Here is a 12,146-nt window from a genome sequence, read left to right as displayed (position 1 = left end):
CGATTTGTTTTCAAGTACTCGAAGATGTACAGATATCGGAACATTTTATTGATGACCTAAGAATTATGTTGGTTTAGTTGAATAGAGACGGGGTTTTTTGAGGGCGACGTGCAAATTTTATAAACATTTTACGAGATGTTTTCACCTGTCTGGTTTCGTTCTTTAATCTCAAAATAACATTGATTACAAACGACTTTTATGTTTGCAAATGCCATTGCTTTATCCGCCCATCCATCTTCCTTAAGCCTTATTTTTTCACATTCATTGCACCAAGCCTGATGCTCGTCGTCTTGTTCAATCGCTGGGTCAGAATCAAAAGCCTCATGAAAACCGATGGAGGTACTATTGATTAAATGTTGACACACAAAAGCTACCCTGTCGGAAATATGTCTATCGCAATTAGCATATTTCACTTTCAACTTCTCATATTCTTCCTGAGTTAGCTCATTGGTGAAAATGAAATAGATAGTAAGATGTTCCTGCGGAATACTGTACGCGCCAATCGTATTTAGCAATTTTGCCGAAATTGCTGTCATTTCCCAGCCCGTATATTCATCGCCTTCGAATAACCCTTTTGTCAGCTGTTCAAAATTGTTAGCTGTACCGAAGGCCTTTACTTTTTCAAGGGCGTTGCTAACGTGTTTTGGTGTAGTGTCATTATCCCACGACCAGTTCCAGGTGTTGGTTTTTGTCGAAAATGACCCAACATCGACATATTTAAAATAAAGATTTTTGCCATCATCAGATTTGAAATGAAAAGCACCTGTACCATGATCATAGAACCAATTTTCATAACTGTTAATATCATACAGTTTAATAAATTCTGGTTGCAACGACATAAGGTCTGTTACGCATTGACTTTTATAGTCTTCAAAATTTTGCTCTGACACAGACATCACAATTTGATATTGTTTTACTTATTCAAATAAACTTAATATTTTCATAACAAAAAAACCGTAAGCCAAACATGCGTTCAACTTACGGTCATTGATTTTGTACCGAGACTGGAAAATTAATTGAACACATTTATGGCTTTTAGTGATTGTAGAGCGGATTTTACAGAAATATGCTGATAAAAATTCGGAGGATAAAAGTGGATAATTGTTATAATTTTCTCTTTGTAAAGTGTTCAAAGAAATTAATATGGTGAATTACTTAAACACCTACTCGCTTACTTTTTAGATGTTAATTCATCTGTTATACTTTTTACTAACTCATGAATTTTTTGTTTGTAATTTTCAGGTACTGGGTTGTGCATGAATTCTTTGAATTTAGGAATTAAGTGGTTAGCACCATTTATTTGACCAAGTATACCCAAAACAGAACTTGTGAAGAGTGCTCTTGTTCTTACAGAAGCTGCCACATACGCATGCTGTTTCAAATTGTTTATTAATGATTTTATAGATGGAGATTCAAACGTTATTGATTCATATTTGTGACCAAATTCATTTCGTATTTTCCTAATAATATCTAAGTCCATTTTGGTTTCTTTACTTATAAACCTAAACTATACGACATTTTTATTCTTGATGAAAATGTACCTAAAGGGCCATTAAAATCAAAAAGTTCATTTATAACTTTGCTTGTTCCAACAAGTTTTGAAGCTATTAATTTTTGTAATTCAAATTCCAAGAACGATCCTGCCATTAAAGCACAACCTCTATCCGTTTCTTTGGTTAGTTCCTGTCTGAAAGACATAACCTCCTCATACCTTTCTCCGATTATTTTTAGTTTTTCTTCGTCTGTCATTATCCTACTTGTCTCAGCCAATCCCTGGTAATACTTTCAATTCTTTCTATTTCAATTTCTGGAAGGAGTCCAGTATGCATAATAATGTTTCGCGATTTTTCGAGGTCTTCAAATCTCGATGTTAGCCATTGTTGATTAGGGATTAAGTCGGAAAAGTCCTCCCAATTTGCGATAATGATTTGGCCTAAATTACCAAACATGGTGTATCCTATATTTGAAGTCGAGCGTTGTGCGTGATATCTATATTTTTCCTCTTCTTTAATTAAACCGTCCACATTCTTTCTTATCTTCTCTGGAACACTCTTCCACCAGTCAATGCCTTTTCTTTCGGAAAGTCGAGCTGAAATCAGTTCCCTTACTGCATTTTCGAGACAGAAAAACACAATATAAATAGATGCCATTCTACTTGCACTGTGAATTATTCGAGGGCTAAAATCAGTTTCTTCAATTCTTGCTATTGGTTGAATGTTACTGCCCTGTCTTATCGAAATCCCTTCTTTTTCAAGTGTCGATAAACTGTCTTCAGTTAGGATGCCATTAAACACGAATTGCTTTAATTTTACAATACTATCCATGCTTATATAATCAAATTATCTTTCAAGCTTTTGAAAATTGCATTATAAACTGAAATATCGGTGGTCGCAGGTAAGTGAATTTGTATGTTATAATGAAAATCAGATTTAACCTTTCTCTTATCTTCATCACTATTTCCACCGCCTTGTTGCTCTGGTGGTTTCTCTTGTTTCTCTTTTTCTTTTTTTGAAGTAGGAGTGCCATCGAATTTAGCTAATGAAGCTAATACTTTAAATGTTGCAAAATAATAATTTACAAGCTTCGCGTCTTTCCCAGTAATCCTGGAGATTGCCCCTTTTATTTCATCGTCAGAAGCGGCGTGAATATTCATCTACTGTATATAAATCGGAATAAAGATCCCTCATTCTTTCACCGATGATGTGTTTATGCTGAGTACTGTCTTTTAATTTGTCGTACGCCGCAGTTGGGGTGCCATCATCAGTAATAAATCCAAGCCTCCTTAGTAATGGGATAACAGCTCTATCATTACTGCTGGTAAAACCAATAGTTTTCAAGAATTCATTAGTGAATTTGGATGGCCGCGCTGCGGTTTTGATTTTTTCAAAAATGGGTCCCAATTTATTATTAGAAACCATGTATGGATAAGTATCAGTCATCTTGTGTAGGCTTTAATAAACAAGTTTAAACATTTTTATCTAAACATTTGAAAACCATATTTATAATACTATGAGAACAATAAAACGTAAAGCCAAAAGAATAGCAGATCGGACCATGAAAAAGAAAGCTGTAGATATAGATAGAAATATTTATGCGGGTAGCGAGGAGGTGTTATTAAATAAAGTTGTAGAGATAGTTGTTAAGATAATCAAGAAAGAGATTGGTTTATAGTTAGTTAAGGTGTTCAATACTCCCAATATTACAGTGCACGGGATTAATAAAAAGTTTACTGACGTAAATTATTGATGATCAAAAAGTTGCCTGTGTTCGACCAACAACAAAGGAGAGAAAGGGAATCAAACACTTTTAGTATTGTAAGTATTTGATAATTAGCAGCTTGCTATTTCAATAATAACCGAGCTATTAGAGTAGGTAATTAAGGTTAGTGAAAACAAGAAATGCAAGTTGTTGATAGTTAAACTATTACAAACTTGCATTTCTGTCTAAGTACTCAGAGCGGGAATCGAACCCGCACTCCTTTAACGGGAACAGGATTTTAAGTCCTGCGTGTCTACCAGTTCCACCATCTGAGCAGGTGTCTACCTTTTAAAATAAAACCCTTCCTATTGAGAAAGGGTTTTGAGCGAAAGACGAGATTCGAACTCGCGACCCCGACCTTGGCAAGGTCGTGCTCTACCAACTGAGCTACTTTCGCGTTGGTGTATTTGCTTCCGTATGGGCTTTGGGCATTGCTGCTTTTGCGTTGCGGAGTGCAAATATAGACAGAAATCAACGCTATGCAATAATTTTTTTAATATTTTTATAACTCGCTGTCTTTCAAAACATCTAAGATGATGTCGCTTTCGTAACCGCGGCTCAACGCGTATTGCTGTAATTTATAGCGGCGTTTGTAGACATCTTTTTCGACGATAGTTTTGGCTTTTTTAGCTATGATATTGCTTAGCATATTGATGTAAGCATCGGCATCTATCAGCAGCAATGCCTTTTTGACCAGTACATCGGGCACGCGTTTTAGTTTAAGGCCTTGTTTGATCTTGATCTTGCCCCAACCTTTTTGTCTGAATTTGCCTGTGGCGTAGGCTTTGGCAAAGCGTTCTTCATTTAAAAATCCGCCAGCTATGAGTTCAGAAATTGTCGACTCCACGGCATCGGGCCATAAGCCCCATTCGTACAACTTATCCCTCACTTCCTGTTGGGCACGCTCCTGGTAGGCGCAGTAGTGTTCGGCTTTGGCAAGGGCCTCTTTCAGGTCGGTTATTTTTTTCTTTTTGGCGACATCCATATCAAACCAAAGTTGTTAAAAATTCTTCTATTGGCAGAAATATAAGCAATTTAGTGCCCATGCTAAGTAATCAATATTCAATTACCGAGGTTAAGCAGATCATAGGTGCCGAAGGAGAGATCATTAACGACGATATCATCAGCGTGTTGCTGACCGACAGCCGCAAGATCAATACCGGCGCAGAGGGACTTTTTTTTGCCCTGAGCGGCCGGCGTAACGGCCACGAATTCATTGCCGAAGCCTTCGCCGCCGGCGTGCGCAACTTTGTAGTAAAGGAGGGGCCCGAGATCAAATTACCGGGTGCTAACTTTCTGATTGTTTATGATGTATTAACAGCATTGCAAACACTGACACGCCATCATCGCGAGCGTTTTAATTTGCAGGTGATTGGTATTACGGGCAGCAATGGCAAAACCATTGTCAAAGAGTGGCTGTATCAGTTAATGGCGGCCGATAACAATATTGTACGTAATCCTAAAAGCTATAATTCGCAGATCGGGGTGCCGCTGTCGGTTTGGCAGATCAACGAGAAAAGTGATCTGGGGATATTTGAAGCTGGTATATCGCTGCCTGGCGAAATGGAAAAGCTGGAGGCGATCATCAAGCCGGGCATAGGGGTATTAACCCACTTAGGCACCGCGCACGACGAAGGCTTTGAAACTACCCGGGATAAAGTGTTGGAGAAGTTGAAATTATTTAGACGCTGCTCGCTGCTGATCCACAATTATGATCAGTTGGTTGATTATCAAAATGATATCCCTGCAACCACCTGCTTTACCTGGAGCCGCAATTTTAAACAGGCAGATCTGTTTGTCTTTAGCGAGACCATCATCAAGAAGAATTACTACCTGCGTGCACAATATAAAGGGCACGAAATTGAATGCCTGATTCCATTCCTTGATCAGGCATCGGTTGAAAATGCTATTATTTGCTGGGCGACTTTGCTGGCCATTGGTTACTCGCCCGAAGAGACCGATAAGCGTCTGGAACGCCTTAGCCCGGTAAGTATGCGCCTGGAATTGAAAACAGGTGTTAATGATTGTTCTGTAATTGATGATACTTATAACTCAGATTTCCATTCGCTCGAAATAGCGCTTGATTTCCTGAACCAGCAGAATCAGCATAAAAAGAAAACTTTGATCTTATCGGATATCTACCAGTCGGGTTTGCAGGAGGATGCTTTGTATAAACAGGTGGCTGATCTTATCAAGTCTAAAAAAGTAGATAAGTTTATTGGAGTAGGCGAAGCATTGCTAAGCCACCGGGACTACTTTGATATCCCTGAAAAATACTTTTATACTGACACGACAGAGCTATTGAACAACCTGCTCACCGTTGGCTTTAAAAGTGAAACGGTTTTGATTAAAGGCTCGCGCAGTTTTGAGTTTGAGCGGGTAAGCCGTGCCCTGGTGCAGAAGACGCATGAAACGGTAATGGAGATCAACCTTAACGCCATGCTCAACAACCTAAACTACTATAAATCTCAACTGAGGCCGGGCGTGAAGCTGATGGCCATGGTTAAGGCATTTAGTTATGGCAGCGGCACTTTCGAGCTGGCCAACATGCTGCAATATAATAAGGTTGATTATCTGGCTGTGGCTTATACAGATGAGGGTATTGGCCTGCGGCAGGCGGGCATCAGCATGCCGATCATGGTTTTAAATGCCGAACAGTCGGCTTTTGATAAACTGGTTGAATATAAGTTGGAGCCGGTACTATACAGCTTTGGCTTGTTTGACGATTTTATCAAATACGTGCAGCGTAACGACATTGTAAACTATCCGGTGCATCTGAAGATTGATACCGGTATGCGCCGCCTGGGTTTTGAACCACTGGAGGTAGAAATGCTTTGCGATCTGCTTGAAGAAAATAAGTTTCTGCGTATAGTATCTATTTACTCGCATCTGGCAGCCAGCGAAGCCGCCGAGCATGATGAATTTACGCACGGTCAGATTGATAAATTTAAAACAGCAACAGCTCAATTGGAAGAATGTCTGGGTTATAATGTTATTAAACATATTTTAAATACGTCGGGGATAACACGATGGTCTTCGGCGCAGTTTGATATGGTTAGGTTAGGGATTGGTTTATACGGAATTGACGCTGCCATACCGGCTGATAACGCTGCATTGCAACCCATAACTACTTTAAAAACCAGCATATCACAAGTTAAAAAAGTTGTAGCGGGCGATACAGTTGGCTACGGCCGCAAAGGTGTTATGCAACGCGATGGCCGGATAGCTACCGTGCGCATCGGTTATGCCGATGGCTATCTGCGGGCCTTTGGAAATGGGGTAGGCAAGATGTACGTTAATGGAATAGTAACACCAACTGTAGGAAACATAGCTATGGACATGTGTATGATTGACGTAACCGAAGTTGACGCTAAAGAAGGCGACGAGGTTATTGTATTTAATGAGCAGCACCGTATTGAAGATTTAGCAACCCAGATTGGCACAATTCCGTACGAGATTTTAACTAATATTTCTCAGCGTGTAAAAAGAGTGTATTTTTACGAATAGAATTAGCTGTTCAAAATGAAGAAATTAGCCCGCGCCCTGTTAAATTATTTTTTTAAAGGATTGATCGTCGTGGTGCCTATTGGCGCGGCGGCGTTTTTGATATTCTGGGCGGTTTCAAGTGTCGACAGTGCACTGAACTTAAGCGACGTTTTATGGAGAGACAGCCACGGCAAACCCATGCACATTCCCGGCCTGGGTATACTGAATGTCCTGGTGATTATCATGCTGGCAGGTATATTGGTTACCAATGTTATTACCGACCCGATAAAGTTATGGACGAAGCGCTGGCTTAACCGCTTACCCTTCTTTAACTTCCTGTATTCATCCATAAAAGATCTGACAGAAGCCTTTGTGGGTGATGAAAAGAAATTCAGCGAAGCAGTAATTGTTGAAGTAAATGAATTTGGACTGAAAAAAATAGGTTTTCTGGTACAGAAAGACTTGACTAAACTGGGCTTGCCCGGCGAGGTTGCCGTTTATTTTCCTTACTCGTATTCATTTGCCGGCCAGGTGGTTATTGTATCGTCAGACAAGGTGAAACACATTAATAAAAACGCGGCCGATATGATGAAGTTCGTGATATCAGGTGGTGTGAGTGGGCTTGACTGATGTGGCTTTGGTTTTCACCTTTTTAACCTTGCTGTTAAAGCTCCTGATCGCCAGGAAAGTACTGATGATCATTAATATAGCTGCCAATAAAAAGGGCGCGCCGGGAAAGTATATACCCGTTTGTTTGTCGGTATAATGCGAGAACAAAAAGCTAAACACTGCCGGCCCCACTATTACGCTGATACTGTTAATGATAGTAATGGCGCCCTGCAATTCGCCTTGCTCGTTCTTGGCTACTTTATTGGTTGCAAACCCCTGTAATGCCGGGCCCGAAATACCACCCAGACAATAAGGTATCATAAATAAGTATACCATCCATCCCTGAGTGGTAAATGCTATCAGCGTCAAACCTATAGCATAAAATATAATGCCGCCTACTATATTTTTTTGCTGACCATACTTTGGAATAGTATAGCGTATCAAGCCGGCTTGTATAGAAAACAACAGTACGCCTATAAACAGCGCCAGTAAACTTACGCTGTGCATTGACCAATTGAACTTTTCATATAAAAAGAACGACAGCATATATTCAACGGCTTTTTGGCCAGTGTAAACCAGCAGTATAGCGCCTATAAGGCCGGCCAAGCCTACGTGTTTGGTAAACACCCTGATTAATGATCCCAACGGATTGGCTCTTTTCCAATCGAACCTGCGCCTGTGCTGAGGTTTGAGCGATTCTGGTAACACAAACAAACCGTAAAATCCATTGAATGCAGCGAAACCGGCTGCTGCCATAAAAGGAAACTTTATATTCAATTCTCCTAAATAACCGCCAAGGCCTACACCTAAAATCAATCCGATGCCCGAGGCTGCACCAACCAGGCCAAAATTAGCATCACGTTTATGTCCGGTGCTGATATCGGCAATATAAGCAGTTGCTGTAGCCGTACTGGCACCGGTTACGCCAGCAATAAACCGCCCCACAAACAGCCAGGCTATTGATGGGGCAAAGGCCATAAACATATAATCAATACTGAAGCCAAATAAAGATATGAGTAATACCGGCCTTCGTCCATACCTGTCGCTCAAGCTGCCCATTATAGATGCAAAAACCAATTGCATAGACGCATAAATCAAAGTAAGCCAGCCATTGTATTTTGAAGCAGTGCTCAGATCAAAATGCCCTAATGTTTGTAAAAGTTTGGGCATTACAGGTATAATGATGCCTAAGCCAAGTACATCGATAAATATGGTGATAAAAATAAAGCCCAAAGCAGCCGAGCGCTTTTTTTTGGTTACCTGTCTGGTAAGTCGATTTATAGGTGATAGCTCGTCGGCCATATAGATATTTTAGTAGTTGAGATTAGCAGTTTGTATAACCAATAAAATTAATTTGTGTTTCTCTTAAAGCTTCTGACGGCTAACAACACGCTCAACAACATTAATAATGAGCCTAAAATAAACGGCGCCCCCGGCAGGTAAACCGGTGCGTTACTTTTGGTGAATTTATAGAAAAGGTAGGTCATTACCCATGGGCCGAATATAGCGCTCAGGCTGGCCAAGCTTGTTAACGCGCCTTGCAACTCGCCTTGTTCATTTCGGGGCACCTGCTCTGTCATGACGCCTTGTAATGCAGGTCCGGCAATACCGCCTAAGGCGTAAGGTATCATAAAAGCAAACATCATCCAGCCTTTAGTAGCAAAGGCAAACAATAATAAGCCTATAGCATAAAATAACAAGCCTAGCCAGATGCTGCGTTCCTGACCCAATTTAGGTATAGCTATGCGGATTAAACCGCCCTGAACGGCGGCAATTGTAAAGCCAACAAACCCTAATGAATAACCCACCCACGTTTCGTTCCAGCCAAATTTGGTCATGGTATAAAATGTCCAGACGCTTTGTACAGCCTGGGCAGCAAAGTAAACTAAAAACAACGATGCCGCTAAACCCAACACAGCCGGGTATTTATTTAATTGCATTAATGATCCTAACGGATTAGCGCGCCTTAATTCAAATGGGCGCCGGTGTTCTTTGTCTAAAGATTCTGGTAAGACAAAGAAGCCATACAGCGCATTTAATAAAGCTAAGCCTGCGGCTGCTAAAAACGGCAGCTGTGTACTGTATTTACCCAAAATCCCACCTATAACAGGGCCTATAATGAAACCCAGGCCAAAAGCAACGCCGATCATCCCGAAGTTTTGTGCCCGTTTTTCGGGTGTACTTACATCGGCAATATAAGCAGACGCTGTAGTAAAGCTTGCGCCGGTTATACCTGCAATGGCCCTGCCAAGAAACAGCCAGCCAATGCTGGGAGCAAATGCGAGGAAAAGATAATCAATGCCAAATCCTAATAGTGAGCCCAGTAAAACCGGGCGACGGCCATATTTGTCGCTCAGGTTTCCTAATACCGGCGCAAATAAAAATTGCATTGCGGCATAAGCCAGCGTGAGCAGGCCGGCATAACGCGATGCGTCACTTAAATTACCATGGATCAGAGTCTCAATCAGTTTAGGCAAAACCGGAATAATTATTCCCAGTCCGGTTACATCAATTAGTAAGGTAATAAATATAAAGCCCAGAGCGGCTTGCTTTTTTGATTTTACAGGTTGGTCCATTTTTGCAAAATAAATAAAACTACAGCGAAATATTGATTAAATAATTATTAAATGTTTGGATAATATTATAAGGTATTATTTGTAAATTGGTGTTTATAAACTCCTTATCGCTTAAAACCTATGAAAAAATCAAGTTTATTCCTTATCGCAACAGGTTTGTTTTGCATGCAGCATGCAATGGCACAACCGCCCTCACATTTAAAGCTTTCAACCGATTATCCGGAGGTTGGGAAGAAGATTACGTTGACCTACGATTCGGTTGGAGCACCCGTCGGTGGTAAAAAGGATCTGGCAGCGATAGTGTACTTTTTTGATAATAAGGCCTATCCGGTAGCCGATATAGCGTTGGCGCCTTCTGGCAAGATGTTTAAAGGAGAATTTACCATACCAGCTAATGCCAAAGCTTTTGCGCTAAGGGTTATTGCAGACGGCAAGACAGATAATAATGATGACAATGGTTACCTGTATCAGGTATTTGATGGTAAACAACCAGTTCCTGGTGCTTATGCAATGGAAGGATTTGCTAATGCCGGTACCGGCAAAAATTTAGGCGCTATGAAACTGAATATGGTAAGGGCTCTCTCCTTATATAAAAAAGAGTTTGAACTGCATCCTGAATTAGAAAAAGTTTATCAAGATCCCTATTATTACTACTTAACCCTCAGTATGGAAGACATGGGATTAGCGGCCGGAAAAATCGAAAATCTAAAAAAGAGTAATGATGAAAAGGATTTGTTGTTAGCGGCTAACATATTGGCTTCCCAAAAGAAAACAACAGAAGCTGAAGCAATATATGCTAATATAAAAAATAAATTTCCAAATGGTATTGGCAATAAAAACATGCTTACAAATACCATTTTAAAAGAAAAGGATCCTATAGGGAAGGAGGAGCTTTACAAAGCTTATAAAACAAAATATCCATCGGACGATGAAGAAAATGATGAGCGTTTAAAAACGCAGGTGGCCGAAGCATATTTACGTGCCGGAAATTTGGTTGACTTCCGGAGGGTCGAAGCAACGTTGAAAAGTAAACAGGATCTGATTATTCCTTTAGCTACAGAAGCATTGACTATGGCCAGAAAAGGAGAACGTTTGGCTGATGCTGAGCAATTGTGTAAACAGGCGCTTGATATGACCAAACCCTTGATTGAGAAACCACAGGTGATAGCATTCAGTGCTCCGTCCCAGGTGCAGCGGAATAATAAATACTATTATGCAAGCTTTGCAGACACTTATGCCAGTATTTTGTTCCAGCAAAACAAACCTGAAGAGGCTTTGAAATATGAGGAATTAGCATGGGCCGGTGGTTTTCATAACAGCGGAGGTTACATTCTGATTTTAGATGCCCTGGGTAAAACTGACGATGTAATTAAGCACGCCGAAGAAAGCATCAAATTGGGAAGAGCAACAGATATCATTAAAGAAAAACTTAAAAAGAACTACATTGCTAAAAACGGCGAAAGTGGTTATGAAAAGTATATAGCTGACTTATTGCAAACCGCGAAAGATGAGGCTTTGGCAAAATTGACTGCATCAATGATTGATGAACCTGCTCCTGATTTTACATTAACGGATCTGGATGGCAAAAAAGTTTCATTGGCAAGTTTAAAAGGTAAAACCGTGGTGGTTGATTTTTGGGCGACATGGTGCGGCCCATGCAAGGCGTCGTTTCCGGGGATGCAAATGGCGGTAAATAAATACAAGAGCGACCCTAACGTTGAATTTTTATTTGTGGATACCTGGGAAACAGCCGCCGATTATGTAACCGGAGTGAGAAACTTTATCACCGACAATAAGTACACTTTTCACGTTTTGATAGATGATAAGTTAGAAACGGGTCGGCAAGCCAAAGTTGTAAGTGCTTATGGTGTAACCGGCATTCCTACAAAGTTTGTGATCGACAAAAATGGCCATATCCGTTTTAAATACGTGGGTTATTCGGGTAGCTCAGATAAAGTTGCAGACGAAGTTAGCAATATGCTCGAGCTTACCGCAAATGCCGGTAATGAGGAAGCAGCCGCTAAACCCAATACAAAAGAGAAGTCGAAATAATATAATGCTATGAAAACAAAAAAGGCAGGCACGAATGTTGGTGTGACCCCAAAAAGTTGGACAGATTACAAAATTAAGTTTTTTGTACGAGAGCTCGGTATTCCACCGGGCTCTTTCCATTTAACCTGTTTTTTATTCTCTTATTGTTGTAGTAATGAATGTATT

At 40.4% G+C, this 12,146-nt stretch carries 14 protein-coding genes and 2 tRNA genes; 4 read left to right on the top strand and 12 right to left on the bottom strand.

Translation table 11 applies throughout. The annotated features are described in order from the left end of the window. Nucleotides 1–128: 128 nt before the first annotated feature. The 6 genes from ABD772_RS00075 to ABD772_RS00050 form a co-directional block, all read right to left on the bottom strand. Nucleotides 129–896: a DUF6882 domain-containing protein gene (locus ABD772_RS00075; protein ID WP_345100065.1), complete on the bottom strand. Its 768-nt coding sequence runs from the start codon at nt 894–896 to the stop codon at nt 129–131. Nucleotides 897–1,171: 275 nt separating this feature from the next. Further along, the gene (locus ABD772_RS00070; RefSeq protein ID WP_345100063.1) at nt 1,172–1,480 is read right to left on the bottom strand and encodes a hypothetical protein; all 309 of its coding nucleotides are present in this window, start codon (nt 1,478–1,480) and stop codon (nt 1,172–1,174) included. Nucleotides 1,481–1,494: 14 nt separating this feature from the next. Further along, nucleotides 1,495–1,749, bottom strand: a complete 255-nt coding sequence (locus ABD772_RS00065) for a hypothetical protein (protein ID WP_345100061.1) — start codon at nt 1,747–1,749, stop codon at nt 1,495–1,497. Then, complete coding sequence (locus tag ABD772_RS00060; RefSeq protein ID WP_345100059.1) at nt 1,749–2,324, bottom strand: Swt1 family HEPN domain-containing protein; 576 nt, start codon at nt 2,322–2,324, stop codon at nt 1,749–1,751. The genes ABD772_RS00065 and ABD772_RS00060 overlap by 1 nt, the downstream gene beginning before the upstream one ends. 2 nt (nt 2,325–2,326) lie before the next feature. Continuing rightward, entirely contained in the window at nt 2,327–2,653 is a 327-nt protein-coding gene (locus ABD772_RS00055) for a hypothetical protein (protein WP_345100057.1), read from the bottom strand. Further along, nucleotides 2,631–2,939, bottom strand: a complete 309-nt coding sequence (locus ABD772_RS00050) for a DUF5343 domain-containing protein (protein WP_345100055.1) — start codon at nt 2,937–2,939, stop codon at nt 2,631–2,633. Before ABD772_RS00050 ends, ABD772_RS00055 begins: the two co-directional genes overlap by 23 nt. 70 nt (nt 2,940–3,009) lie before the next feature. Between ABD772_RS00050 and ABD772_RS00045 the strand changes: the two genes are divergently transcribed. Beyond that, nucleotides 3,010–3,171, top strand: coding sequence for a hypothetical protein (locus ABD772_RS00045; RefSeq protein WP_345100052.1), 162 nt, complete (start codon nt 3,010–3,012; stop codon nt 3,169–3,171). Between the two features lie 277 nt (nt 3,172–3,448). On the opposite strand, the gene ABD772_RS00040 is transcribed toward ABD772_RS00045, so the two are convergent. The 3 genes from ABD772_RS00040 to ABD772_RS00030 all read right to left on the bottom strand — a co-directional run bounded on the left by ABD772_RS00040 (nt 3,449) and on the right by ABD772_RS00030 (nt 4,243). Continuing rightward, nucleotides 3,449–3,533: transfer RNA gene (locus tag ABD772_RS00040), tRNA-Leu, on the bottom strand. A 49-nt stretch (nt 3,534–3,582) separates the two neighbouring features. Beyond that, nucleotides 3,583–3,655 (bottom strand) — tRNA-Gly (locus tag ABD772_RS00035). A 105-nt stretch (nt 3,656–3,760) separates the two neighbouring features. Next, complete coding sequence (locus ABD772_RS00030) at nt 3,761–4,243, bottom strand: regulatory protein RecX (protein WP_345100050.1); 483 nt, start codon at nt 4,241–4,243, stop codon at nt 3,761–3,763. Nucleotides 4,244–4,302: 59 nt separating this feature from the next. On the opposite strand from ABD772_RS00030, the gene ABD772_RS00025 reads away from it, so the two are divergent. Next, a complete protein-coding gene (locus ABD772_RS00025) occupies nt 4,303–6,765 on the top strand; it encodes a bifunctional UDP-N-acetylmuramoyl-tripeptide:D-alanyl-D-alanine ligase/alanine racemase (protein WP_345100048.1) in 2,463 nt (820 codons plus the stop codon). A 15-nt stretch (nt 6,766–6,780) separates the two neighbouring features. Beyond that, nucleotides 6,781–7,374 carry a DUF502 domain-containing protein gene (locus ABD772_RS00020; protein ID WP_345100046.1) on the top strand — a complete coding sequence of 198 codons (594 nt, stop codon included), beginning with the start codon at nt 6,781–6,783 and terminating at the stop codon, nt 7,372–7,374. Here ABD772_RS00020 and ABD772_RS00015 read toward each other — a convergent pair. Together ABD772_RS00015 and ABD772_RS00010 are read right to left on the bottom strand one after the other, a co-directional pair. Beyond that, nucleotides 7,348–8,655 (bottom strand): MFS transporter, encoded by a 1,308-nt coding sequence (locus ABD772_RS00015; RefSeq protein WP_345100044.1) that lies wholly within the window; start codon nt 8,653–8,655, stop codon nt 7,348–7,350. The two genes, ABD772_RS00020 and ABD772_RS00015, sit on opposite strands and share 27 nt — an antisense overlap. A 47-nt stretch (nt 8,656–8,702) precedes the next feature. Continuing rightward, a complete protein-coding gene (locus tag ABD772_RS00010) occupies nt 8,703–9,929 on the bottom strand; it encodes a TCR/Tet family MFS transporter (protein WP_345100042.1) in 1,227 nt (408 codons plus the stop codon). A 120-nt stretch (nt 9,930–10,049) separates the two neighbouring features. Between ABD772_RS00010 and ABD772_RS00005 the strand changes: the two genes are divergently transcribed. After that, nucleotides 10,050–11,981: a TlpA family protein disulfide reductase gene (locus tag ABD772_RS00005; protein WP_345100040.1), complete on the top strand. Its 1,932-nt coding sequence runs from the start codon at nt 10,050–10,052 to the stop codon at nt 11,979–11,981. Between the two features lie 73 nt (nt 11,982–12,054). Here ABD772_RS00005 and ABD772_RS17530 read toward each other — a convergent pair whose 3' ends face one another. Then, nucleotides 12,055–12,141 carry an IS3 family transposase gene (locus ABD772_RS17530; RefSeq protein ID WP_425562807.1) on the bottom strand — a complete coding sequence of 29 codons (87 nt, stop codon included), beginning with the start codon at nt 12,139–12,141 and terminating at the stop codon, nt 12,055–12,057. Between the last annotated feature and the right edge of the window lie 5 nt (nt 12,142–12,146).

It is taken from the genome of Mucilaginibacter panaciglaebae (genome assembly GCF_039539265.1).
In the GTDB taxonomy this organism is placed as follows: domain Bacteria; phylum Bacteroidota; class Bacteroidia; order Sphingobacteriales; family Sphingobacteriaceae; genus Mucilaginibacter; species Mucilaginibacter panaciglaebae.
Note: the sequence above shows the minus strand (reverse complement) of the source record. Positions and strands in the feature narration are given on the sequence as shown.